This is a genomic window from Opitutaceae bacterium TAV5, assembly GCA_000242935.3.
GTDB lineage: Bacteria > Verrucomicrobiota > Verrucomicrobiia > Opitutales > Opitutaceae > Geminisphaera.
Genome location: CP007053.1, coordinates 1,204,298 through 1,227,564, shown reverse-complemented (window position 1 = coordinate 1,227,564; position 23,267 = coordinate 1,204,298). Strand labels below are relative to the sequence as shown.

The window sequence follows — 23,267 nt, the reverse complement described above, 5'->3', positions numbered from 1 at the left end:
ATTTCAGTGCGGAGCGCTGACAGCAGCGCTGATGGTGACGTCGAGCTTATGGCCGGAGGTGTAGCGGGGCGGCGTGCCGGTGTCGTTCTGGATAAAGTAGATGAGATTGCCGGCCTTGACCGGGACGGTGAGGTCGATCGCGATCTGTTTGCCGGTTTCCTCAAAAACCGGCTTGAGCGCGGCGCGCTCGCTGGCGGGCAGGAGTTCGTCGCCGGCGATATAGATGCGCAGGTTTTTGGTATCCTGCCCGGAAGTGGCGGCGCCGGTGATTTTCACCTGGCCGGAGGCCGCAAGGGCGGCAGGCACCTGGTAGATCCAGGCAATATCGGCGCGGTCGGTACGCACGGTTCCGTCGGCCATGACGATCCAGCAGATTTCCCGTTTTTTCGAATCGACCGTCCAGTTGGGCTGTTTGAGTCGGGTGTCCGGGTAGGCCTGCGTGAAGAGGCGGAGGTTTTGTTTGGGATCGGAAAAGGAGCGGGCGTTGAACCAGCCCCAGGCCCAGCGCCCGGGGACGATTTCGTTGGCGTCCTTGTCGAAGTCGCGGATGTTGTTGGCGGCGGAGGAAGCGGCCGCAGCGGCAGGGTCGGCCGGCGTATCTGCGGCGGCACGACAGAGAAATGCCGGGCCGAGCAACAGGAGTGCGGCGACGGCGGAGATCGGGAGGAAGGAGCGGGAGCGACGGGTTTTCATGATTGGAAGAATTTCGCCTTTCGCCGACCAGGGCGAGTGCCGCACGGGTCGGTGAAGGCAAATGCAGGGGATGCAAAACGGGGGGAAGAACGGCGAGGCCGGTCCGGTCGAATAACCCGGACGGCACCGTGGACGCGCTCAGGTGCGACGACGGCGAACGCAGATCACGCCGGCCAGCGCAAGTCCGCCGATGATCGCGGCGTACGTGGAGGACTCGGGGATGACGGTGCCGATGCCGGTGACGGTAAACTGGAGGATATTGCCACTGTACCCGAAAGTGCCCGCCCAGCCGGCGTCGATGCTGGCCTGCGTGAGACCGAAGGTCGAAAGGACGATGCCGGGTTCGTTGGCGAAGGTGATCAGGTCGTAGGTGCCGAGTTCGGCGAGACCGTTGTCGTTGGTGAAGTCGAAGAGGATGCTGCCGTCGCCGCCAGCGGCGGAGCCTTTGCCGAAATTGGTACCGTTGCCGGTGAGAACGATTTTGTCGTTGGTGCCGAGTTCGGCCAGGCGAACCTGAATCGTGGCGTTTTTGGTGAAAACAAGACCCGCGCTGGTAACAAGGGCACCGGCGGTGCTGTTGCCATTGATGGTGAGCGTGCCAATTTCATCGACACCGCCCGGAGCGAGGATGCCGCCGTCGGCAATGGTGACGTTGCGTGTCGCGCCGCCGCCGATGCCGATGAGACCCTTGCCGCCGAGGGTTGCGCCGCTGGCAACGCTTACGCCGTTGAGCGTGTTGCGGGCGGAGGTGGTTCCGTTGAAGTAGAGTTTGCCGGATTCGACGAGGGTGGTGCCGGCGTGGGATACGTCGCCTGAGAGGACAAGAGTGCCCGTGCCGGCTTTGATCAGATTCAGGTTCCACGTGCCGGTTGTCGCGCTGCCGATACGGCCCGCGTAGGTGGTGTCGGTGTTTTGTTCGATGCGCAGGGTTTGCACAGAGTCGCCGCGGGAACGAATCAGTGAATTGCTGTCGGCACCGGATAGTTCCCCGATGGTGAATGAAGCACTTCCGCTGGAGGCTCCAAAGAGGACATAACCCAGATCAACATTCAACCTGGTGCTCGACCCGACCGCGGAGGCCGAGTCCACGTAAACGTAGTTGCTGTTCGATGCGCTGCCTGAAACCGAGATCGTTCCGTTCCACGCACTCGAAGACTGGAGGAATGTGCGCAACTGTATAGCGGTCGCCTGCAGCGTGAGATTTCCGGAACCTGCTCCGGTGATATAAAAATCCACCGCATTGGCGGCCTGTTTGAGCGTGAGTCCATTCTGGATCGTGAGGTTTCCGACATAAACCTTGTCACTGGCTGCGGAGCCGATGGTGAGCGTCGGGTTTGCCGAGGTGAAGACGGCATCGTTGTTGTCGATCCAGCCGAGGCTGCCTGCGCCACTCTCGGCGGTGTCCGACCAGCCTGCTGTGCCGGTCCCGGCCATCCATGTGCCGTCGCCGCCATTCCAGTAAAGCGTGTCCGCAACAAGCGCGGGGCCGAAGCCGAAACCGGCGGCGGCAAGACCGGCGGCGAAGCGGCAAAGGCGGCCCGCACGGCCGAGACGATGACAGGTGTTTTGCAAGGGTTTGTTCATGGGGAATCTTTCGATGGAGGTTTGAGTGATGCGGTGATACCCAATCAAAGTGAATGATTACGTCAACCATTTTGATCCAAGAAATCTACCTGAATAAAATCCGGAAATTATCGTATGCAGGAAAAGCAAGCCCTGTTTCTACATAAGATATTTTTTATAAATATCTTTTAAAAGACAAGCCGTTATTCACAATAACGGCAAAATTATCGCTCATTGCGCAAAATAGTGGTTGAATGATTCAACCATTGATGCATTTTCCCTCTAAATCCATCCGATCTGCCGCCTCATGAACCCGAAACTGATCAACCGCAAAGCTCCTTACGAACAGGTCAAGGAAGCCGTTTACGAAAAATACATTGCCTCGGGCGCCGAGCCCGGGGCGCGGTTGCCGTCCGACCGGGCGCTGGCGGCGGAGTTTGGCGTCAACGTCGCCACGGTGGCCAAGGGACTGACGGCGCTGTCGCTCGAGGGCATCGTCAGCCGGCGCGTAGGCGCGGGGACCTTTATCCAGGACGTGAAGCCGAAACACGCGCAGACGGTCGGCGTTTACCTCGGAGCCCCTGTCACCAGCTACGCCCAGCCCGAAATGGCGCTTTATGCGCGGCTCGACCAGCTCCTGCAACAGACGCTGCACGGGCGCGGCGACGAGTTCATGCACTACTCCGACTCGCGCATCCGCGAATTCTGGAGCGTCCCTCACCCCGCCCTGCGCGACGACGCCGAAGAGGGCAAGCTTTCCGACCTGATCGTGATCCGCGCCAATCCCTCCAACTACGCCTGGCTTGAAAAACTCCCTGTCCACATCATCGGCTACGGCGTCAACTACGGCGGCAGCATGGTCGATCTCGACCTCGCCGCCTTCTCCCGCCAGAGCGTCGAACACCTCGTCAAGACCGGCTGCAAAAAAATCGGCCTCATCACCAAGCTCCCTCCGAAAACCTCCGACCGCTCGCCCGTGCGCGTGTCGTTGCACGAGTCGTTTCACCAGACGATCCGCGCCGCCGGCCTCTCTGTAAGTACGGAGTGGATACAGACCGACGATTTCGACAACACGATTTCCGACGCCGAGCCGATGGATTCCGAGCTGTTTGGCTACACCGCTTTCCAGTCGATCTGGAACTCCGCCGAGCGCCCCGAGGGCATCGTGGTCCACTTCGACATCGTGGGCCTCGGCGTCATCCGCGCGGCGCGCGATCTCAAGGTCGATCTCAACCGCGACGTGAAGGTCGTCTTTTCCGCCAACCTCGGCAGCGCCTGGTCGCTCCTCGATAACCACACGCGCATGGCCTTCCCGGTCAAGGACATCGTCAATACCCTCATCGCGCAAATCGGCTCGAAGGAACCCGGCACCGCCCTGGTCAAGCCCGTGCTGGTCTTGCCGCCGCAATAAGGCTCACCGGCCCGATTGGCAGAAAGTGGCACGGGCATCCCTGCCCGTGTTCCGGCGCCGGGGGGCGGGGGGCGGGGGGCGGCGCTTCGCGCCGTCCACGGGCAGGGATGCCCGTGCCACTTTCTCCGGCATGCTCCCCATTTTTTCATTTTCGGTCTATCGCAGGAAACCTTCCGGCTTTCGCCGCCGTCCCAGCCTGACTGCGCGCGTCAGCGCCGTTTGCGAACGAAAAAAGCCTCCTCCTGGCGTCATCGGTTGTTGCGGCCTCGCCCGCCAGCACAACGATTTTTCCTCCTTAACCGTCCCGCCACACTCAAGCATCCGCTCGCTCCCATGGCTTTCAAACCCGGTCGCATCATCACTTCCCTCGTCGTTCTCGGCGCCGTCGCCGGCGGCGGCTGGTATTATTACCAGAGCCGCCAGCCCGAACCCGTCGCCTTCAACACCGCGCCTCTCACGCGCGGCGACCTTATCCAGAGCGTCACCGCCACCGGCACCCTCGAACCCGTCGAGAAGATCGAAGTCAGCTCCCAGATCTCCGCGATCATCACGGAGGTGCTCGTGGACTACAACTCCAGCGTGAAAAAAGGCGATGTCCTCGCTCGCCTCGACCCCGCCACCTACGAATCGCGCCTCAACCAGGCCAAGGCCCAGTTCGCCAACACCCTCGCCAACTACAACCTCGTCAAGCTCAACGCCGACCGCATCGCCTCCCTCCGCGAACGTAATCTCGTTTCCCAGCAGGAGCTCGACCAGGCCCAGGCCCAGCTCGAGCAGGCCGAGGCGCAGAAACAGATCCAGAACGCCTCCGTAGAAAACGCCAAGGTAGACCTCGCGCGTTGCGTCATCGACGCCCCCATTGACGGCGTCGTCCTCGACCGCCAGGCCACCGTGGGCAAGACCGTCGCCGCCAGCCTCAACGCTCCGACCCTCTTCATCCTCGTCACCGACCTGCGCAAGCTCCAGATCAACGCCGCCATCGCCGAAGCCGATATCGGCAGCGTCCGCGAGGGCCAGCCCGTCCATTTCACCGTCGATGCCTTCCCCAACCGCCGCTTCGACGGCACGGTTGCCCAGATCCGCAACTCCCCCATCACCTCTTCCAACGTCGTCACCTACGCCACCATCATCGACGTCCGCAACGACGACCGCACGCTCAAACCCGGCATGACGGCCAACGTCTCCGTCATCGTCAACCAGCGCCGCGACGCCCTCCTCGTCAGCAACGCCGCCCTCCGCGCCCGCATCCCCGAGGACCTCATCCTTCCGTCCTTCGATGAATCCGGCGAGCCCTCCGCCGGGACCTCCAGTCCCACCGACCAGTTCACTGCGCTCCTCAAGGAGGTCGGACACACGTCCGGCGAGCGCCCCAGCCGAGAGACCATGGCCAAGGTCCGCGCCCTCGCTGTCCAGCGCGGCATCGTCCTCCCCGGCCGCCGCAGCCGCGGTTCCGCCAACTCCCAGGAAACCACCGTCCGTACCCTCTATACTCCCGCCGGCACGCCCGAGGCGCCTCTCGCGCGTCCTGTCACCGTCAAGCTCGGTGTCACCGACGGCATCAACACCGAAGTCCTCGACGGGCTCACCGAGACCGACGCCATCATCACCGGCCTCCAGACCCTTGCCACCACCGCCGCCGGCCCGGCTTCCGCCGGAACCGGCAACCCGTTCGCCCCGCAACAACGGCGGCGCTTCTGAAATGCATCCCGTCGTCAAACTTCACGACATCCGCAAGACCTACAGCAACGGCGAGACCGAGGTTCACGCGGTGCGCGGCATCACGCTCACCATCGAACCCGGCGAGTTCGTCGCCATCATGGGCGCTTCCGGTTCCGGCAAGTCCACGCTCATGAACACGCTCGGCTGCCTCGACCGCCCCACCAGCGGCACCTATCACCTCGATGGCATCGACGTCTCCGGTCTCGATCGCGCCGAGCGCGCCGACATGCGCAACCAGAAGCTCGGCTTCGTCTTCCAGGGTTTTAATCTTCTCTCCCGCACCACCGCCCTCGAGAACGTCGAGCTTCCCATGCTCTATGCCCCCCGTCGCGTGTCTGCCGCCGAGATGCGCCGGCGCGCCCTTCACGCGCTCGACATCGTCGGCCTCTCCGCCCGCGCCGACCACGTCCCGAGCCAGCTTTCCGGCGGACAGCAACAGCGCGTCGCCATCGCCCGCGCCCTCGTCAACGAGCCCCGCGTCCTCCTCGCCGACGAGCCGACCGGCAATCTCGACAGCAAGACCTCCGTCGAGGTCATGGGGGTGTTCCAGCGCCTCAACGAGGAAGGCATCACCATCGTCATGGTCACGCACGAGCTCGACATCGCCAGCTACTGCAAGCGCAACCTCATCGTCCGTGACGGCCTCGTCGTCCGCGACGATCGTGTCCAGAACCGCCTCAACGCCGCGCAGGAAATGCAAAAACTCGTGGCCGCCGAGGCATCGGCCTCGTTGCACGAGGCGGATGCCCATCAATAACTAAAAATTAAGGGGGGGAACTAAAAATTGAACAGAAGTCAAGAAGGTCACGAAGGCACTCTCGTTCCCGCAATCTCCTCCCGTATTCGACATCTTTTTTCAAAAAGAAGAAACCGTCACATCCACCCAACCCCCGTCCAGCCTCCTCCGGGCCTTCGTTCCCTTCTTAACTTCTGTTCAAAAAAACAATTTTTAGATTCCCTCCTTAATCCCTGATTCCCCCCCATGCGTCTCATCGCCACTACGGTCATCGCCCTCCGCGCCCTGCGCCGCAACAAGCTCCGCAGCTTCCTCACCGCGCTCGGCATCATCATCGGTGTGGCTGCCGTCATCGCCATGGTCAGCATCGGCAACGGCGCCAAGGCGCTCGTCGAGGCCCAGGTGGCCAGTCTCGGCCGCAACGTCATCACCGTTTTCCCCGGCAGCACCACCAGCGCCGGCGTCCGCACCGGCTGGGGCAACGCCAGCACCCTCACCCCCGCCGATGCCGACGCCATCCTCCGCGAAGTCCAGGGCGTTGTTTCCATCAGCCCCGAAATCCGCATCCGCCAGCAAGTCCTCGCCAACGGCCTCAACTGGAATACCCAGGTGCAAGGCGAGTCCCCCGATTTTCTCAGCGTGCGCGCCTGGAACCTCGCCCAGGGCGCCATGTTCACCGAGTCCGATGTCTCCAGCGCGGGCAAGGTCTGCGTCATCGGCGCCACCGTCGCCGAAAAACTCTTTCCCGACACGGACCCCGTCGGCGCCACCCTGCGTGTCCGCGACGTGCCCATGCGCATCCTCGGCGTGCTGGAGCAGAAGGGGTTCAACATGAACAACCAGGACCAGGACGACGTGGTCATCATTCCCTACACCACCTGCATGCGCCGCATCGCGCGCCGGGATTTTCTCAGCCTCATTCTCGTCGAAGCCGTCAGTCCCGAAGCCATGGCTGCCATTCAGGACGACATCACCGCGCTCCTCACGCAACGGCGCGGCGGACGCGAACCCGATTTCACCGTGCGCAACCAGCTCGAGGTGGCCGAACGCGCCACCGAGACCACCACGGTCATGACCCAGCTCCTCGGCGCCATCGCCGGCATTTCGCTCATGGTCGGGGGCATCGGCATCATGAACATCATGCTGGTGAGCGTCACCGAACGCACCCGCGAGATCGGCATTCGCCTCGCCATCGGTGCGCACGACCAGGACATCCGCCTGCAATTCCTCATCGAGGCGATGATCCTCAGTTTGCTCGGAGGCATCCTCGGCGTCGCTCTCGGCATCGGCGCCTCCCAGATCATTTCGCAAACCAAGGGCTGGCCCGTGCTCGTCTCCAGCGATTCCGTCCTTGTGGCTGTTATCTTTTCTGCGGCGGTCGGCGTGATTTTCGGTTTTTATCCCGCGCACAAGGCGGCCCAGCTTGATCCGATCGAGGCCTTGCGTTACGAGTAGTGCCGCATGTGCAATCCGGAGACCAGAGGCCAGAAATCAGAGGACAGAAGACAGACGGCAGACTTCGGTTGCCGTAGTCGCCGGTTTTCTGTCCTCCGGTCTCTGACTTCTGGTCTCTGGCCTCCGGGCTCTGTCCTCTGTCTTCTGTTCAGCCTTGCGCTTTTCACCGCCCCGCTTCCGGCCGCCGACGCCCTTTCCGCCGCCCGCACCCTTCTCGACACCGAACGCCTTCCCGAAGCCCGCGAACCGCTCGAGACCTTCCTCGCGGCCGAGCCCCAAAACGCCGAGGCCCGCCTCCTGCTCGGCCGCGTCTACATCGGGCTCGGCCGTCTCGCCGACGCCGTCGCCACCCTCGAACCCGCCCTCCGCGCCACGCCCGACACCGCCCCTCTCGCTCCCCGTCTTCTCGCCGAATACGGCCGTGCCTGCCTGCTCCATGCCAGCGAACTCGGTTTCAGCTTCCGTGCCCCCTCGCTGGCCCGGCGCGGACGGGATGCGCTCGAAAAAGCCTCCGCCCTGGCGCCCGACAATATCGCGTACCACGAAGGCCTCGTGGAGTTTTACCGGCACGCCCCCGGCATCGCCGGAGGCAGCCGGAGCAAGGCCATGGCCCACGCGCAAGCCATCACCCGGCTCGATGCCGTGCGCGGATCGCTGCACGAAGCCGCGCTTTCCGCCGACGAAAAACGGTTCACGGAGGCGCTCGCCCTCTGCGATCGCGCCCTCGCCGCGGAACCCGACAACTATTTCGCGCTCTACACGCTCGGCCGCATCGCCGCCGACAGCGGACAGCGCACCGACGAAGGCCAGCGCGCGCTTCTCCGTTGCCTGACGATGACACCCACGCCGACGGAACCCACGCGCGCCAGCGTCTATTTCCGCCTCGGCCTGCTGGCGGAAAAACAGAACCAGCGTTCACAAGCCTTCGACTACCTCAAGGAGTCCCTTCGTCTCGATCCGCACTGGGGCCCCGCGCAGGAAGCCCTCAAACGCGTGCAATCCTGAGCACCCCGAACATCTGGCATCCAATATCCAACATTATACCAACTCCTCAAGACCTTCTGATTTTACACAAAGGTCGCAAAGATCACAAAGAATTGTCTGTTAAAGCCTTCGCGTCCTTCGCGATCTTTGTGTAAAATCCGGAATGCCCGGGGAACCGGTATCGGAAGGCAGAAACGGTAAAACGCACCGATCGCGTACCTTGGATGTTCGATGTTGGATGTTCAGCGCCCTGGTCCTTCATTTTCGATTCATGACTTCCGCAACCATCACCAAAGGCGCACCTCCCCGCCAGCTTCGCTGCCGCGACCTCGTGATCCCGCTCGATGGCGTTCCGCGGATCATGGGCATCCTCAACATCACGTCCGACTCCTTTTCCGACGGCGGCCGCTACCTCGATCCCGCCGCCGCTCTCGCCCACGCCCGCCGCCTCATCGCCGAGGGCGCCGACATCCTCGACATCGGCGCGCAATCCACCCGCCCCGGCTACACCGAAATCAGCGACGAGGAAGAAATCGCCCGCGTCGTGCCGCTCATCCGCACGCTCGTCGCCGATCCCGCCACCGCCACGACACCCCTCTCGATCGACACCTACAAACCGGCCGTCGCCCGCGCCGCCCTCGAAGCCGGCGCGCATCTCCTCAACGACATTCACGGCCTGCAAGGCGCTCCCGAACTCGCCGCGCTCGCCGCCGCGCACGGCGCCGCTGTCGTCGCGATGCACAACGACCCCGCGCTCGCCACGCTCCCGCCCGACGCCGACCCGCTGCCGCCCGTCCTCGCCTGGTTCGAAACCACGCTGGCCATCGCCGCCCGCGCCGGCCTCCCGCGCGAACAGGTCGTCCTCGATCCCGGTATCGGCTTTGGCAAGACACAGGCGCAGAACCTCGCGCTCATCGCCCGCGCCGGCGAACTCCGGACCCGTTTTCCCCAAAACCCCGTGCTGATGGCGGCCTCGCGCAAATCCGTCATCGACCACGTCCTCCATCTCCCGCCCGGCGAACGTCTCGAAGGCACGCTGGCGATCACGACGCTCGCCGCCTGGCAGCGGATCGACATCGTGCGTGTCCACGACGTTACCGCCAACCTCCGCGCCGCCCGCATGGCCGCCGCGCTGCGCGCCGCTTCAATGACGAACTGAAGTTACACGGGCCGACGTGGCACGGGCATCCCTGCCCGTGGACGGCGCTCCGCGCCGCAAACGTCCTCCTCCCCCCCGGCAATCATGGGCACGGATGCCCATGCCACACCAAACCCACGGGCAGGAAGCCCGTGCCACGCCGCCCTCCGCGTGCCATCCGTGACGAATGACGAATTTCCCGATCCCTCCGGCAGCCGGAGTCCGTCCATTCGTCATTCGTAATTCCCCTCTTCACCTCGTCAGAGCACGCCGGCGGGCAGCGTTACGGATCCGTTGATGACCGGAAACTCCCCGGCGCCCTCGACGGCCACCCGCGTCACGCCCTCCGGCATCTGCAAGGTCAGAGGCACCTGCCGGGCCAGCCACCGGTCGAGCCGCGGCCAGCTCAGGGTCACCCGCACCTTGCCGTTGCGCACGTCCGGCTGCTCCTCGCGGACGTTTTCACGCAGCCAGCGCCAGAGAAACAACTGGCCCTGGGTGGCGTACCACACACCCGCCTTGCGCCCGTAGCGCGCGAGCAGGGCGTCGAATCTTTCCCAGTCCGTCGCGGTGGCGATTTCGTAGGAATGACCCCAGAAATAAAACACGCCGCCCGGTTGCGACGCGGCCCGTTCCCATGCCTTCGCCAGTTGCTCCGGCGAAGCGAGAAAATGCGCATCGGTGACGAGCGCGAGCGGCTCCGCATAGCCCGTGATGCTTTCGCCGCCATTGCGCGTGGTGCGCCCGGAAAGATAACCGGCTGCGCGCACACCCCGCAGCACGTAGTCGCCGTGCGCGTCATCGGCGCGGACGTAATTGTACGGATACGCGAACGAGATCACCGGATGCCCCAGCGCCGCCTCCAGCCGCAGACGCATCTGCAAACACTCCGCCGCCCACTGCCCCGGCGCGATCATCCAGCCATGCGGGTGGTTGACCGTATGCGAACCGATTTCCATGCCGCGCCGTTCCAGTTCCGCGATAAAATCCGCGCGCTCCGCCTGGTTTTGCATCAGGAAAAAAGTCCCGTGAAAACCGTACTTCTCGAGCAGCTCCGCGCAGCGCAGGTCATTGGCGGCGCCGTCATCCCAACTGGTGACGGCCGCCATCCGCATGCCTGCCGGCAACAGCGGCAGGGACACCCGTTGTGCGTTTCCGGATACACCGGGGGAAAACGAAAGCACGATCCGCGCGCGCCGGTCCGCGCTCGCCACCGGCAGCGGCGCCGTTTTCCGGTCCAGCGGGAGGCGCGGCCGGTAAGCCGGAACGGATTGCAGCACCGCGCCCGTCACTCCGGCCACCTGCTCCCAGGCCAGCGAGACCGGCGCTTCGTCCAGAAAGACATTCACCAGGCCCGATACCGGCGCCACGATGCGTTCGCCGCCTGCTCCCGTGGCGGTCATCGTGCCGGTGCGCTGCGCGGCGGCCTCGCGGAAGCGCGGGCGGATTTGCCAGTTGCCCCGCGGCAGCCCGGGCGAGAGCGCCATCACCGCTGCGCCCCCGGCGCCGGGCGTCGCCGTCGCCTCCACGAGAACGCCGAGCAGGCCCGGAGCGGCGGCATCCGCCGCGGCCGGCGGCACCGGACCGTCGACGGGCGTAAACGTCACGCCGGCGATCGCGCGGATCGCTTCGGGCATCCGGCGCTGCGGACGGATTTCCAGCGAGGCGAGCGGACCGGCGCACCAGATCCGCAACCGGAACCGGTCCAGATTCCACGGATTGTCCGCATCGGTGAGATCGTAGACCGGAGCCAGGGGAGTGCCGAAAAAGAATTTCATCCGCGGGGAGTCTTTCGGACGCCTGGCAAACTCGACCGACATCTCCCACCAGCCCGGCGCGAGCGGTTCGGGTAATCGCCACCGGTAGCCGCCGGACGGGGAGCTCCGGGCCGGCAGGCTGACGCCTGCGCGACCGTCGCTTGCGGTGACGATTTCGCCGCCGTCCGCCTTGTCCGGCGCGAGGGTGACGACCGGCCGCGAACCGGCCGCGGGCAGCGGCAGCGATGAGGCCACCAGAACCGCAAGGGAGAACAGGAAGCCGTGACAACAGAGGCGCGGGAGGAGGGGGTTTGTCATGATGAAGAGGAGGCCGAAGAAAGCGCGAATTTTCGGGAATTGCACGAATCTTCCTCGCCTGTAGCTGGCGAACGTCGTCCGTATCGGAGCGGCGGCATTCCTGCCGCTGCGACGAGGCGCAACGGCGCCTCGCCCTTTGCCCGGTGTGCGCCGCGGATTTTCCAAACCGGGCGACGCTTCGCGTCGTCTGCAGCGGCAGGAATGCCGCCGCTCCCCCCCTGCGAACTCACGTTCGCAGCTACGGCCGCGGGGTCGCTTGACGGGTGCTCCTTACTTGCCGCGCTTTTTCTTTTCCAGCGTCACCTCGCCGGCGCGGAAGCGGGCGGTGCCGCCGTCGGCGAGCGTCAGCAGCAGGCAGCCTTCTTCGTCCACGCCGGCGGCGGTGCCGGCGATGCGCTGCTTGCCTTGCAGGACGGCCACATGCTGGCCGCGGAGGAGGTCGTGCTCCTGCCAGAGCGACTGGAAGGCAGGCTTGTACCGGCCCGAGATGAAAAGATCCCAGGCGTGCAGGACCCGCTCGACGAGCGCGGCGGCGAAGCGGTTGACCTCCACGGGATGGCCGGTTTGCTCGGAGAGCGCGACGGCGCGGTCGGCCAGCTCCGCCGGCCAGCCTCCGGCGGGCGGGCGCAGGTTGAGGCCGAGTCCGAGCACGAGGTCGCGGATCTGGTCCGCATCCATGCGCGCCTCGGTGAGGATGCCGCCGGCCTTGCGTCCGTCGAAAAGGATGTCGTTGGGCCATTTGATACCCGGAGCGGCCGCGGGCGAAGTGCGGGAGGCGCGGCAGAAGTGCGCGATGAATTCGCAGATGCTCACTCCCATCCAGAGCGTGAACGACTGCATCCGCGCCGGGTCCACCTGCGGGCGAAAGGCGAAGCTGCAATAGAGGTTGCCCGAGGTCTCGCTGTGCCATACGCGACCGAAACGGCCGCGGCCTTTGGTCTGGCGGTGGGCCATGACGACAAACGGAGCGGGCTCGCCCGCGGAAAGGCGGCGGGCGGCTTCGTCGTTGGTGCTGTCGACCTCGTCGAGCAGGTGGATGGCGCAGGCGGTTGCTGCGCCGTTGGCGGTCTTGCCGGTGTGGCGGCAGGCTTCGAGCAACGCGAGGTTGAGCCCGGCAGGGCGTCCGGTGATCCGGTAGCCTTTGGAGTGAAGGCTTTCGAAGATGAAACCCTGCTCGCGCAGTTTTTCCATGTGCTGCCAGACGGCGACGCGGCTCATGCCGAGTTCGCGCGCGAGGTGAGCGCCGGAAACGACGCCCGGCTCCGCCTCGAGCAACGCGGAGAGAATGACGAGTTCGGGACGGCGGATGGCGGCGGGTTTCATGATTTCCAGTCGAGCCCGATGTCCATCCAGGTGCTCTGGTGAACGAGCGCGCCAGTGGAGATGAAGGTGAGGCCGAGCCCGGCGTAGCGGGGCAGGGTTCGCAGGGTGATGCCTCCGCTGGCCTCGGTGAAGGCGCGGCGGCCGATGAGGGCGACGGCGCGGCGGATTTGCGCGGGCGGGAAATTGTCGAGCAGGATGACGTCGGCGCCGGCGGCGAGCACGGGCGGGATCTGGTCAAGGCGGTCCACCTCGACTTCGACGGGAAGTTCGGGGGCGCGTTTTTTGGCGCGGGCGACGGCGGCGGCGAGATCGTCGCCGGAGCCGAGGAGCGCCAGGTGGTTGTCCTTCAGCATCACGCGGTCGAAGAGGCCGAGGCGGTGATTCCAGCCGCCACCGCAGGCGACGGCGTATTTTTCGAGCATGCGGTAGCCGGGCGTGGTCTTGCGTGTATCGAGAAGCCGGGTACGCGCCTGGCGGCCGAGCGCATCGACATGGCGGCGGGTCTGCGTGGCGATGCCGGAGAGGCGTTGCAGGAAATTGAGGATGACACGCTCGGCGGCGAGGAGCACGCGCGGGTCGCCTTCGAGCGTGGCGAGGACGCCGTGTTTTTTCACCGCCTTGCCATCGCTCACGCGGAGACGGGCGGTGGCGCGCGTCCGGCGGCCGTCGCCGTGGTAAGCCGCGAGAATGAGCGGGAGGAGGGGCAGCCCGCAGGTCACGAGATCCTGGCGGGCGACGAGATCGGCGCGGCCGGTGCGCGGGGCGGCGGCGAGGCTGGCGGTGGACTGGTCGCCGATGCGGCCGCGGGGCGGGAGGGCGGCGAGGCCGAGGCCGGCGAGATCTTCATCGCGGGCGATGGCGACGAGGCGACGAAGGAAGGCAGGATCGAGCTCTTCCCAGGAAAGGCGTCGGACAAGTGAGCGGGCGGTGGCGGCTGCGGCGGCGGACATGACGGCAGCAGCGTGGAGGCGAGAGGGGCGGGGCGGGAAGCGGAAAGTGGAGGAGACTTTATGCCGCTTTTCCCGACCGGGACTGCCATCGGCTGCCCGGACGGGCGAAATCTGTCTACGATCGGGCCGGACGGATCGGCAGGGACTGGCCGGGCGCGCCGGCGGTCAGAGCCGTCCCCACCACTTGCGGGCCAGCGAATAGCCGACCAGGGCGTAGCGGAGATAGCGGGGGAGGAAGGGTTGGGCGAAACGCAGGACGTCCAGGGCGCGGAACACCGGGTTGCCGGTATCGGTGCGCTGGCGGGCCAGCCGCCATTCGAGCCGATCCATTTCGCAGGCCAGCTCGAGCAGCCGGCGGCGTTCGTCGCGGCTGAAGCTGTCGCTGGCAGGACGATAGCGGGAGGAGGAGCCGTTCATGGCGAATCGTTCCAGCAGGCGTAGTCCGCCTTGAGTTGTTTGATGAAGCCGGCAAACGGGCGCCAGCGCTGGAGCCGCCGCCAGGCGAGGCCGAGGACGAGCAAGGCAAGCCCTGCCTCCAGAACAAAAAACAGGGCCAGCCAGGCGACCCGCGCCGGCAAATCCCAGACGAGGGCGACGAGCACGAAGTTGAACATCAGGCCGGCCACGCAGGCGACGCCGAGGCCGAGGCCGGCCTGCAACGCGATGAGGCACGATTCCGCCCGGGCCTCTTCGGCGTCGAGCGCCGCCAGCTCGACCCGGTGGCCGAGAGCGTGGGCGACGAGACTGCTGCCGGTCCGCGCACGGAAGCGCGAGGACGGCGGCGAAACCGGAGGTCCGGAGTCGGATTCCTGCGGGGAGCCGGAGCGGCGTGAGGGCGTATCCATGGTGTCAGTATCTGGCCGGGAGGGAGCGGAGAGAGAGCCGCCCGCCGGTCCGGCCGTGAGCCGGCTCCGGAGGGCGGACGGGAAAAGGCTGCCGGCGCTTACCGGCGGCCGTTGCAGCCGCGGGCGAGGAGCAGGCCGGCGGCCACGCCGACAAGGGCGGCGGCGGCGGCGATGTAGTACGGGTGCGTGTGCGCGTATTCGTCGGCGCGTTCGGCCTGTTCGCGCACGCGCCCCTTCCACTCCTCGATTTTGGGTTTCGCGTTTTCGAGGGCGGAGCGGAGGCGTTCGCGGAGTTGGGCGATCTTGCTGTCGGCCTGGTCGCCGGCGGAGCCCAGCGCAGACTCGGCTTCGGCGAGCAGGGAGCGCAGCTCCTCGATGGCGGTGCTGGCGGAATCGGGGGCGGATTTGGATGATTTTGGCATGATAGTGCGATGTTGAGGGTTGGCAGTGCGGAGTGAAACAGTTTGTGTCTGACCAGTGAATACAAAAACGGCCGGCGAACATCCGGCGACGGGTGTTCGCAGGGAGAAAAGGTCAGCCGCGGCGGCGGGGGATGAGACCGAAGCCGCCGACGAGGGCGGCGACGACGCCGAGGCTGATCAGCCAGATCGCCTTGTTGGAGGGGGCGCCCTGGACGGCTTCCGAGATGCCGGAAGAGACGGATTGCGAGGCATTGTAGCCGAGAACGAGGAGGACAATGCCGACGACGAGAAATGCGATGGAGAGAGCTTTGTTCATGAGACGACCGGAGGGGGTTGATGTTGGCGGGACGCAGGGTTGAAAAGGCACTCGCCCGAAAAGGGAGGTGAATGCAGCCGGATGGCCGGCGGCGCGGTTCGGACCGCGTTTTGCTAACGGGCAAACCCTGCCTGCGAAAAACAAGGCAGGAAGGCCGGAACGGGCTTCGATTCACCTCGGGAGAGGCCTGGCAGTATATCTGGAACTGCCTTTAACAGAGCCCAATTCGTGTCTGGATGCAAATCCTGCGTGACATTTTGGCGTCGCCGGGGCGGGAGAGATACCGGCGCCCTTTCAATCCCTTGGACCTGGTACCCCGAAGCGTGCTTCGGCTTGTCGGAGCGGCGGCGAGGACGCCGCCGGGCGAGCGCCGTGAGGCTGCACGGGACGGGGCGTAGCAAATTGCCGGCGGCAGTTGCATTGAGGCGCGACATGTGTATCATAGTGAGAACTACCACGATACCGATACAGGACTCCCTTGAGGGAGTTTGGCACGATTTATGTTTCAGTTCCGGTGCGGCCCTCGTCTGGCCGCCAACCGTGAAGCATAAAATAACCACACACATCCAGCCACACCAGGAAAGGAGGTTGTCATGACTGCTGATCTCATTGCCTGCATTCGCACGTCACCTTACGAGCGGCTCAGCCGCATCAACGAACTCGCCACGGCTCTCTGGAAGGAGGCCGGCAGCCCGCCGGGCCGCCGCGCCGAATTTGCCGCCGAGGCAGAGCGACGCCTGATCCCTGCGCCGGAGGAGAACAGCCGGGAGGAAGAGGACAAGGCAAAGTAGGGGACGACACCCTTTGCCGTCTCCGCGAGCGGGCGGCGGACGCCTGCGGCCTGTTTTTCCCGCCTACACAAACGCGCCCTGCTCGCGAAGCGTCCGGCGCAGCCCGGCCGGGTCGAGCGCGCGGGTGCTGGCGAGATCTTCCCGGACGCAGAGCGCCGCCGCCGTGCCCGCGCCCTGGCCGATGGCCACGACTTGCGGCGTGATGCGGATGGCCGCGTGCGCCTCGTGCGTGCTGTCGATGCAGCGCGAGGCGACCAGGAGGTTGTCCACGCCCTGCGCCCGGATGCTGCGGTAGGGGATTTCGTACCACCTGCCGGCTGGCGGGTGGATGCGCTCGGTGCCTTCGCCGGAGGGGTTGTGGATGTCGATAAACCAGTTGCCGCGCGCGATGCAGTCGTCGAATTCCGGGACCTTGATGACGTCGTCGGCGGTGATCGTGTAGTCGCATTTGATCCGGCGCGATTCGCGCACGCCGATGTGCGGCGCCATGCCGGAGAGGTACGCGTTTTCATAGCCGGGGACGTGTTTGCGGAGGAACGCCACCACCTCGGCCACCTGGCGGCGGCCTTCGAGCATGGCTTCGGTGACGTCGAGGAGTTTTGTCGGGTCGCGGTTGATGATGCGGGTGACGTTGAAGCTCCACTGGCCGGGGCGCGGCATGTTGAAGGGGAGCACATCCTCGCGCGGCACGGTGATCTCGCCGCGCGCCTTGGCGGCGCGCCAGGCGCGGGCGAAGGAGGGATCTTCTTTCTTGTACGCGCTTGCACGGGCATCGTCGGCGCCATCCATCGTGAAGATCATCGTCATCGGCTGGCAGCCGTGATCGCTGTCGCGGCCTTGCGAGGAGGGGACGCCGGCGAGCACGCTGACATCGCCGTCGCCGGTGGCGTCGATCACGAACCGGCCGGCGAGCGCGTGGCGGCCTTCCTTCGACTCGATGGCGACGCCGCGCACGCGATTGCCTTCGCGAAACACGCCGGTGACCTGGGCGAAGAAATACGGGCGGACGCCGGCTTCGACGACGAGGCGGTCGAGGATGATCTTGGCGGTCTCGATGTCGTAGGTGGCGCCGGATCCGTATTCGTCTTTCGATGACAACCAGGCGGCCTCGGTGCGGAGGCGGTCGGAAATCTCGGCGAAGAGCCCGCGCACGTACGGGAAAGGCATGATCGCGCCGAGGTGACCGCTGGTCCAGGTGCCGCCGAAGGTGCCGAAACGCTCCACGAGGATGACGCGGGCGCCGTTGCGGGCCGCGGCGACGGCGGCGGCCACGCCGCCGGGGCCGGCTCCGAGGACGAGGACATCGGCCTCGTCGAGGACGGGCAATTCGCGGGCAGGTTCGGTGAAGGGGGCGGATGCGGCGGTGGTTTTCATGGTGACAAGGATGAGTGCGGGCGTGGAGGCGGACGGAAAAGAGTGGTCCGCCCATCCTGCCGGAAAACGGAGGCGCCGGGCAGGAAACAGTGTTGCAGAAGTTTTATAAAAAGTTGCAAAAATCACCGGTACGATGAAAGCCCCCGCGCTTGTCCAGGCTCCGGATCGTGTTTTCGGCCGCGCGCTCGCCGCGGGCGCGGGGGAGCGTCCGTTCCGGGAATGGCAGGCGTTGTTGCCGACGCTGATCTGGGCCTATGCGGGGCGGGTGGATGCGCAGGTGCGGCATTCCCTGGAGATGCGCACGCAGCGCATGACGGCCTGGCTGATCACGCGGGGGCAGGTGAGGCTCGTTTCCGACGACACGGCGCTGGTCGTGCGGCGGGGCGCGTGGGTGTTTTTTTGCGGGCGGTTCCAGAAACACGATTTCAGCCCGGCGGCGGAGCTGGTGTCGGTCAGTTTGCGCGTGCCGGCGGACGGAGAGGCGGTGTGGCGTCATGCGCCGTTTGTCGTGAAGGCGGCGCGGCATCCCGAACTGGAGCGGGCGGCGCGGGCGTTGATCGGCCTTGTGGAAGCCCATGCGCCGACGGCGATGGCCGGGCTGGCCCATCGCACCATGCCGCCTGCGGAGGCGGCGCGGATCGGGGCGCGGGCGCTGGAGTGGGCGGCGGTGTGCATGGAGGTGCGGCGGGCGGCGGGCATGAGCCCGGAAGAGGAGAGGGCGGGGGGGAGGCGGCGGGGACATCCGAAAGTGGCGCGGGCGCTGGAGCGGCTGACGGAGGCGCCGCTGCACGAAAGGTATCCGGAAGCACGGCTGGCAAAGGAAGTCGGGCTGAGCCCCGGGCATCTCGAACAGCTTTTCGTGCGCGAACTCGGCACGACGCCGCGGAGGCTGCGGGAGCACTACCGGCGCCGCGAGGCCAGGTACCGCGTGGGGCATAGCGACGTGAGCCTGAAGCAGGTCGCCTGGGAGCTGGGATTCGGGAGCGCCTCGCATTTTTCCAACTGGTTCCGGCGCGTCTTCGGCCAGTCGCCGCGAGCATGGCGGCGGGAACGCGGGGGGCAACCGGAAGGATAACAGGCGGATCGGGTGGGCCAGAACGGAAGAATGGCCACAAAAAACACAAAATTCCTTTCCGCCCGGCGAGAGTCTTCCGTGCGCTTATAAGCGCGATGGAGAGTTCCATGCGCGGCGTGTTTTTTCGTGTTTTTTGTGGCCATTCTTTCCCCGGTCTTTTCGCAAGGAAAGTGGTTTGCCAAAAGCCGGGCTGGAACCCGGCGCTTCGGGCGGCCAGGGTGGGCGGCTGTACCGCATGTCCCGCACTTCCGATCACAACCCTGCCACCCATGCCGCCGGCCTCGGCGAGGAAACGTGCACCGTGCCGGAAACGGTGCGCCGCGAACGGGCGGACAAGTTTCTCGCGGCGGCGTTTCCCGAACACAGCCGCGTGGCGTGGCAGCGGGCGTTCGATGCCGGCCTGGTGCGCCGCGTCGCGGGCAGCGGCGGCGCCAGGGTGTTGGACAAAAAGGACGAGGTGCGCGCCGGGGATGTGCTGGCTTTTTCGCATCCGGAAACCCGTCCGTCGGAATTGCGTCCGGCGGACATCCCGCTCGATATCCTGTACGAGGACGAGCACCTCCTCGCGGTGAACAAGCCCTCCGGCATGGTCGTGCATCCGGGGTCGGGCACGGGCGAGGACACGCTGGTGCATGCGTTGCTCGGGCACTGTGCGCGCCAGGCGACCGAGGGCGGTGGCGGCGGACTGAGCGGAGTGGGGGGCGTGGAGCGGCCGGGGATCGTGCACCGGCTCGACCGGGAAACGACCGGGGTGATTGTGGTGGCGAAGACCGATGCGGCCCATCGCGGGCTGGCGGAGCAGTTCGCCGGCCGGCACCTGCACAAGGAATATCTCGCGCTCGTTTCCGGGGTGCCGCGACTGGCGAGCGGCACGGTGGACCGGGCGATCGCGCGCCATCCGGTGCATCGCCACCGGATGACGACCGGCGAGGGCGGGCGCCCGTCGCGCACGGACTGGAAAGTGGAGGAGGCGTTTCCGCCGTTGGCGGCGCTGGTGCGGTGTCATATCCACACGGGGCGCACGCACCAGATCCGTGTGCACATGAAATCGCTCGGGCATGTGCTGCTCGGCGATCCGACCTACGGCTGGAAACCCGATCCGGGGCTGGAGGCGGTGGCGGGCGCGGCGCATCCGCAGCGCGTGATGCTGCACGCGGAGCACATCCGTTTCCGGCACCCGGTGACGGGAGCGGAGCTGTTGCTGCGCGCGCCGCTGCCGGAGGATTTTTGTGCGCTGCTGGCGGCGCTGCGAGGAGCCTGAGCGGGCAGGCCAGGCTCCCCCGGTGCCACCGGTCACTTCCAGTCGTACTTCACCCGGTAGGTGACGATCTTTTCCTCGTCGGGCTGGACGGTCACGCGGAACTCGATGTTGCGGGCGTCCTTTTTGTCGAACTCGTCGCTCTTCGCGATGATCTGCCAGTTGACTCCGCGGTAGAGGGTTTCGGTGATGCGCACCTCGACAGGCTCTTTCTTGCGGTTGCGGATTTTGATCTCGAAGGCCTCTTCGGCCGAATCCTGCCGGCTGGAGAGGGTGAAGTCGGTCTGCTTGCGCTCGCCGACGATGTCGAAGGCGTCGCCGGTGTAGATTTTCACCGTCTCGCCGCTGGCGGTGTGGTCGAGGGTGTTCTCGCCGGTGAACTCGATGCGGCCATCGGCATCATCCTGGCGGTAGAAGCGCACGCGTCCCTTGGGGAAGGGCAGGCCGAGGTTGTTTTCCTTCGTGTTCTTGAACTCGCGGTAAACGTTGACCTTTTTGTTGGATTGCGGGCCGTAGTTGGCGGGGCTGGCGCCGCTGTTGACGAGGCCGATGCCGGCGGTGCCGTTGTAGACGTAGAACGCGGGCGCGACGACGCCGGTGGCGCGGAAGAGTTCGACCTGCTTGGTCTCCTGGTTGCGGAGCGTGACGGGGCGGGCGAGCGAGTAGAGGTGGAACTCGTCGAAGGATTTTTCGGTGACCTGCGGAGCGGCGGCCATCGCCATGTCCATGACCGCGCCTTTGAACATCCGGGTGTCGGCGCGTTCGGGCTGGATCTTGTTGACGTCGCCGGCGAGGAGCTTGACGGCGGTGTCGGTGAAGGTTTTGCCGGAGTTGTTGTTGATCGTCACCCAGGCGACGATGTCGAGCGTGTCGCCTTTTTCGGGGGCGATGAGGTTGTAGGAGGCCTGCCAGGAGAAGCCGCCGGTGACGTAGCCGAGTTCGGCGTCGACCCGGGCGGCGTCGGGCGAGTCGATTTTCCAGCCGAGCGTGGGGCGCAGGAGGGCGTCGTCGGCGAGAGTCGGGAAGACGGGCTCGCCGGGGAGGGAGAAGCGGAGCTTGCCGTCGGTCTCGATGATGGGGCTTTCCTGCCGACCCCCGCCGCCGGGCGTGTAGCCGCTGCGGATGACCTTGCCGCGCACGGTGTATTCCTTGGCGTTCTGGTCGCGGACGATGAAATCGAGCTCCTTGCCTTCGAAGAACGAAAGCATGAGCCCGGTCGAGGCGGTTTCGGCGCGGTAGCTCTGTTCGAGAACGCTGAAGGGAACCTTGCCGGCGGAGTCGCGCAGGACGACGGAATCGGGTTCGAGCAGAAGCGTGGCGTCGGGGAAGGAGACGTCGGTGATGCCTTTTTTCAGGTCGAGCGGAAGGGTCTCGCGGACCACGGCGAAGCCCTGGTTGTAAACGGTGAGGGCCGTGCCGGCGGCGTGCGCGCCCGGAGCGGCGGCGAGGAGCGAGAGCGCGGCGGCGGCCGTGGCGACCGCAGAAAGGTGACGGGAACGGAATCGGGTTTGTCGTGTGACGGGTTTCATGCCGCCCAATGTGACACAGGTGCGGCGTCGCCGACAGGGGAAAAGTGTCAGGGAAATGTCAGGTGCGCGGCGGACTCGCGGCGGGCGCGCGTGAAGCGCGCCCCTGCGATTGTTCTTCCTGCCGGATTTGCTCGCGGAGGGCGCGCCAGCGGGCGAGGCGGTCGGCGACCTTCGCCTCCAGGCCGACGGGCTTGGGCGTGTAGATCGTCAGAGGCTGGTCCAGGTAAAGCTGGCCGGTGATGTTTTCCGGCCAGTCGTGCGCGTAACGGTAGTCCTTCCCGTGACCCATGCGCTTGCTGGCCTGGCCGCCCTTGTCGCGCAGGTGGACGGGGACGGGTTGCACGGCGCCGGACTTGACCGCGGCGTGCGCGGCGCCGATGGCGAGCGTCACCGAGTTGCTTTTCGGAGCGCAGGCGATGTAGACGGTGGCGTGGGCGAGCGCGTATTCGCACTCGGGCAGGCCGACAAAATCGCAGGCCTGGTGCGCGGCCACGGCGAGCGGGAGGGCGAGCGCGTCGGCCAGGCCCACGTCCTCGCTGGCGAGGATGACGAGGCGGCGGGCGATGAAGCGCGGGTCCTCGCCGCCCTCGATCATCTTGGCGAGCCAGTACATGGCGGCGTCGGGATCGCTGCCGCGGCAGCTCTTGATGAAGGCGGAGATGGTGTCGTAGTGCTCGTCCTCGTCGGCATCGTAGCGGATGCGGCGTTCGCGGGCGAAGACCTCGAGCTCCTTTTCCGTGATCGGGCTGGCTTCGGGGAGCGAGAGGGCGATGACCTCGAGGGCGTTGAGCGCGCGGCGGAGGTCGCCGTCGCAGAGCGTGGCGAGATCGGCGAGGACCTTGGCGTCGGCGGTGTGGCAGCGGTTGCCGAGGCCGCGTTCCGTGTCGGCCAGGGCACGGGCGAGGACGGAGGCGACGGCGGCGGCGGGGAGCGGTTCGAGCCGGAAGAGGTGGCTGCGCGAGAGGAGCGGCGGGTTGACGTAAAAACCGGGGTTGTGCGTGGTGGCGCCGATGAGGCGCACGTAGCCTTCCTCGACGTCGGGGAGCAGGAGGTCCTGTTGCGACTTGTTGAAGCGGTGGAGCTCGTCGATGAAGAGGAGCGTGGGCGACTCGGGCGTGCGGCGGGCGAGGGCGAGGATCTCGCGCAGTTCGGCGACGTTGGACATGACGGCGTTGATGCGCACGAAGCGGCTGCCGGTCTGTTGCGCGATGGCCTCGGCGAAACTCGTCTTGCCGCAGCCGGGGGGTCCGTAGAAGAGGAGGCTGCCGAAACGGTTGCTGGCGATGAGGCGGGCGAGGAGGCCGTCGGGCGCGGTGAGGTGTTCCTGGCCGACGATTTCGGCGAGTGAACGCGGGCGCATGCGGGCGGCGAGCGGCTGTGCGGCAGAAGGAGCGGTCGGCGGCAGGGAAGCGCGGACGGAGCCGCCGCGTCGCGAGGAGGGCGCGGAAGCCGGCTCGGGGGAGCCGAAGAGATCGGTTTGCTCGGGTGGCATGGGAGAGGAAACAAGCGTGGAAGGATCGCGCAGTATGTCGAGACAGGGCGGGCAGGCATTTTTCATGGGCATCCTGTCTGTTTTCGGGATGGCAAGGGAGCCCGGGGCGCGGCATGAG

21 protein-coding genes are annotated in these 23,267 nt (G+C 66.1%); 9 read left to right on the top strand and 12 right to left on the bottom strand.

Annotated features, from left to right (window positions below; genetic code table 11):
* Positions 1-3 precede the first annotated feature (3 nt).
* A complete protein-coding gene (locus OPIT5_05720) occupies positions 4-693 on the bottom strand; it encodes a hypothetical protein (protein ID AHF89809.1) in 690 nt (229 codons plus the stop codon).
* A 138-nt stretch (positions 694-831) separates the two neighbouring features.
* The gene (locus OPIT5_05715) at positions 832-2,277 is read right to left on the bottom strand and encodes an autotransporter (protein ID AHF89808.1); all 1,446 of its coding nucleotides are present in this window, start codon (positions 2,275-2,277) and stop codon (positions 832-834) included.
* 286 nt (positions 2,278-2,563) lie between these two features.
* Between OPIT5_05715 and OPIT5_05710 the strand changes: the two genes are divergently transcribed.
* The 6 genes from OPIT5_05710 (at position 2,564) to OPIT5_05685 (ending at position 9,720) form a co-directional block, all read left to right on the top strand.
* Entirely contained in the window at positions 2,564-3,667 is a 1,104-nt protein-coding gene (locus OPIT5_05710) for a GntR family transcriptional regulator (protein AHF89807.1), read from the top strand.
* 333 nt (positions 3,668-4,000) lie between these two features.
* Positions 4,001-5,365 (top strand): RND transporter, encoded by a 1,365-nt coding sequence (locus tag OPIT5_05705; GenBank protein AHF89806.1) that lies wholly within the window; start codon positions 4,001-4,003, stop codon positions 5,363-5,365.
* Between the two features lies 1 nt (position 5,366).
* Complete coding sequence (locus tag OPIT5_05700) at positions 5,367-6,143, top strand: macrolide ABC transporter ATP-binding protein (protein AHF89805.1); 777 nt, start codon at positions 5,367-5,369, stop codon at positions 6,141-6,143.
* 225 nt (positions 6,144-6,368) lie between these two features.
* A complete protein-coding gene (locus OPIT5_05695; GenBank protein AHF89804.1) occupies positions 6,369-7,577 on the top strand; it encodes a multidrug ABC transporter substrate-binding protein in 1,209 nt (402 codons plus the stop codon).
* Between the two features lie 6 nt (positions 7,578-7,583).
* Positions 7,584-8,582: a hypothetical protein gene (locus OPIT5_05690; protein ID AHF89803.1), complete on the top strand. Its 999-nt coding sequence runs from the start codon at positions 7,584-7,586 to the stop codon at positions 8,580-8,582.
* Between the two features lie 337 nt (positions 8,583-8,919).
* Entirely contained in the window at positions 8,920-9,720 is an 801-nt protein-coding gene (locus OPIT5_05685; GenBank protein AHF89802.1) for a dihydropteroate synthase, read from the top strand.
* Positions 9,721-9,959: 239 nt separating this feature from the next.
* Here OPIT5_05685 and OPIT5_05680 read toward each other — a convergent pair whose 3' ends face one another.
* From OPIT5_05680 to OPIT5_05650, 7 genes are all read right to left on the bottom strand, one after another.
* A complete protein-coding gene (locus OPIT5_05680; GenBank protein ID AHF89801.1) occupies positions 9,960-11,774 on the bottom strand; it encodes a polysaccharide deacetylase in 1,815 nt (604 codons plus the stop codon).
* A gap of 270 nt (positions 11,775-12,044) precedes the next feature.
* Positions 12,045-13,097 carry a biotin-(acetyl-CoA carboxylase) ligase gene (locus OPIT5_05675; GenBank protein ID AHF89800.1) on the bottom strand — a complete coding sequence of 351 codons (1,053 nt, stop codon included), beginning with the start codon at positions 13,095-13,097 and terminating at the stop codon, positions 12,045-12,047.
* Positions 13,094-14,047 (bottom strand): nicotinate-nucleotide pyrophosphorylase, encoded by a 954-nt coding sequence (locus OPIT5_05670; GenBank protein ID AHF89799.1) that lies wholly within the window; start codon positions 14,045-14,047, stop codon positions 13,094-13,096. Before OPIT5_05670 ends, OPIT5_05675 begins: the two co-directional genes overlap by 4 nt.
* A gap of 165 nt (positions 14,048-14,212) precedes the next feature.
* Positions 14,213-14,464, bottom strand: a complete 252-nt coding sequence (locus tag OPIT5_05665) for a hypothetical protein (GenBank protein ID AHF89798.1) — start codon at positions 14,462-14,464, stop codon at positions 14,213-14,215.
* Positions 14,461-14,892, bottom strand: a complete 432-nt coding sequence (locus OPIT5_05660) for a hypothetical protein (GenBank protein ID AHF89797.1) — start codon at positions 14,890-14,892, stop codon at positions 14,461-14,463. The genes OPIT5_05665 and OPIT5_05660 overlap by 4 nt, the downstream gene beginning before the upstream one ends.
* 98 nt (positions 14,893-14,990) lie before the next feature.
* On the bottom strand, positions 14,991-15,314 hold the full coding sequence (locus tag OPIT5_05655; GenBank protein AHF89796.1) for a hypothetical protein: 324 nt from the start codon (positions 15,312-15,314) through the stop codon (positions 14,991-14,993).
* A 112-nt stretch (positions 15,315-15,426) separates the two neighbouring features.
* On the bottom strand, positions 15,427-15,630 hold the full coding sequence (locus tag OPIT5_05650) for a membrane protein (protein ID AHF89795.1): 204 nt from the start codon (positions 15,628-15,630) through the stop codon (positions 15,427-15,429).
* 593 nt (positions 15,631-16,223) lie between these two features.
* On the opposite strand from OPIT5_05650, the gene OPIT5_05645 reads away from it, so the two are divergent.
* On the top strand, positions 16,224-16,421 hold the full coding sequence (locus OPIT5_05645) for a hypothetical protein (protein AHF89794.1): 198 nt from the start codon (positions 16,224-16,226) through the stop codon (positions 16,419-16,421).
* A 63-nt stretch (positions 16,422-16,484) separates the two neighbouring features.
* On the opposite strand, the gene OPIT5_05640 is transcribed toward OPIT5_05645, so the two are convergent.
* Entirely contained in the window at positions 16,485-17,795 is a 1,311-nt protein-coding gene (locus OPIT5_05640; protein ID AHF89793.1) for an FAD-dependent pyridine nucleotide-disulfide oxidoreductase, read from the bottom strand.
* Between the two features lie 133 nt (positions 17,796-17,928).
* Here OPIT5_05640 and OPIT5_05635 point away from each other — a divergent pair, with 133 nt between their 5' ends.
* Both OPIT5_05635 and OPIT5_05630 read left to right on the top strand, forming a co-directional pair.
* Positions 17,929-18,870 (top strand): AraC family transcriptional regulator, encoded by a 942-nt coding sequence (locus tag OPIT5_05635; protein ID AHF89792.1) that lies wholly within the window; start codon positions 17,929-17,931, stop codon positions 18,868-18,870.
* A 436-nt stretch (positions 18,871-19,306) separates the two neighbouring features.
* The gene (locus tag OPIT5_05630; protein AHF89791.1) at positions 19,307-20,131 is read left to right on the top strand and encodes a ribosomal large subunit pseudouridine synthase D; all 825 of its coding nucleotides are present in this window, start codon (positions 19,307-19,309) and stop codon (positions 20,129-20,131) included.
* Between the two features lie 32 nt (positions 20,132-20,163).
* Here the strand turns inward: OPIT5_05630 and OPIT5_05625 are convergent, their stop codons facing one another.
* Positions 20,164-21,657, bottom strand: coding sequence for a hypothetical protein (locus OPIT5_05625; protein AHF89790.1), 1,494 nt, complete (start codon positions 21,655-21,657; stop codon positions 20,164-20,166).
* 58 nt (positions 21,658-21,715) lie between these two features.
* Positions 21,716-23,215 (bottom strand): ATPase, encoded by a 1,500-nt coding sequence (locus tag OPIT5_05620; protein AHF89789.1) that lies wholly within the window; start codon positions 23,213-23,215, stop codon positions 21,716-21,718.
* Positions 23,216-23,267 lie beyond the last annotated feature (52 nt).

Bases quoted from the DNA above. Each gene is read 5' to 3' on its own strand.
- OPIT5_05720 (AHF89809.1), bottom strand. From the start codon at position 693: ATGAAAACCCGTCGCTCCCGCTCCTTCCTCCCGATCTCCGCCGTCGCC.
- OPIT5_05635 (AHF89792.1), top strand. From the start codon at position 17,929: ATGAAAGCCCCCGCGCTTGTCCAGGCTCCGGATCGTGTTTTCGGCCGC.
- OPIT5_05710 (AHF89807.1), top strand. From the start codon at position 2,564: ATGAACCCGAAACTGATCAACCGCAAAGCTCCTTACGAACAGGTCAAG.
- OPIT5_05660 (AHF89797.1), bottom strand. From the start codon at position 14,892: ATGGATACGCCCTCACGCCGCTCCGGCTCCCCGCAGGAATCCGACTCC.
- OPIT5_05705 (AHF89806.1), top strand. From the start codon at position 4,001: ATGGCTTTCAAACCCGGTCGCATCATCACTTCCCTCGTCGTTCTCGGC.
- OPIT5_05665 (AHF89798.1), bottom strand. From the start codon at position 14,464: ATGAACGGCTCCTCCTCCCGCTATCGTCCTGCCAGCGACAGCTTCAGC.
- OPIT5_05690 (AHF89803.1), top strand. From the start codon at position 7,584: ATGTGCAATCCGGAGACCAGAGGCCAGAAATCAGAGGACAGAAGACAG.
- OPIT5_05655 (AHF89796.1), bottom strand. From the start codon at position 15,314: ATGCCAAAATCATCCAAATCCGCCCCCGATTCCGCCAGCACCGCCATC.
- OPIT5_05680 (AHF89801.1), bottom strand. From the start codon at position 11,774: ATGACAAACCCCCTCCTCCCGCGCCTCTGTTGTCACGGCTTCCTGTTC.
- OPIT5_05670 (AHF89799.1), bottom strand. From the start codon at position 14,047: ATGTCCGCCGCCGCAGCCGCCACCGCCCGCTCACTTGTCCGACGCCTT.
- OPIT5_05695 (AHF89804.1), top strand. From the start codon at position 6,369: ATGCGTCTCATCGCCACTACGGTCATCGCCCTCCGCGCCCTGCGCCGC.
- OPIT5_05645 (AHF89794.1), top strand. From the start codon at position 16,224: ATGACTGCTGATCTCATTGCCTGCATTCGCACGTCACCTTACGAGCGG.
- OPIT5_05650 (AHF89795.1), bottom strand. From the start codon at position 15,630: ATGAACAAAGCTCTCTCCATCGCATTTCTCGTCGTCGGCATTGTCCTC.
- OPIT5_05675 (AHF89800.1), bottom strand. From the start codon at position 13,097: ATGAAACCCGCCGCCATCCGCCGTCCCGAACTCGTCATTCTCTCCGCG.
- OPIT5_05700 (AHF89805.1), top strand. From the start codon at position 5,367: ATGCATCCCGTCGTCAAACTTCACGACATCCGCAAGACCTACAGCAAC.
- OPIT5_05625 (AHF89790.1), bottom strand. From the start codon at position 21,657: ATGAAACCCGTCACACGACAAACCCGATTCCGTTCCCGTCACCTTTCT.
- OPIT5_05715 (AHF89808.1), bottom strand. From the start codon at position 2,277: ATGAACAAACCCTTGCAAAACACCTGTCATCGTCTCGGCCGTGCGGGC.
- OPIT5_05640 (AHF89793.1), bottom strand. From the start codon at position 17,795: ATGAAAACCACCGCCGCATCCGCCCCCTTCACCGAACCTGCCCGCGAA.
- OPIT5_05620 (AHF89789.1), bottom strand. From the start codon at position 23,215: ATGAAAAATGCCTGCCCGCCCTGTCTCGACATACTGCGCGATCCTTCC.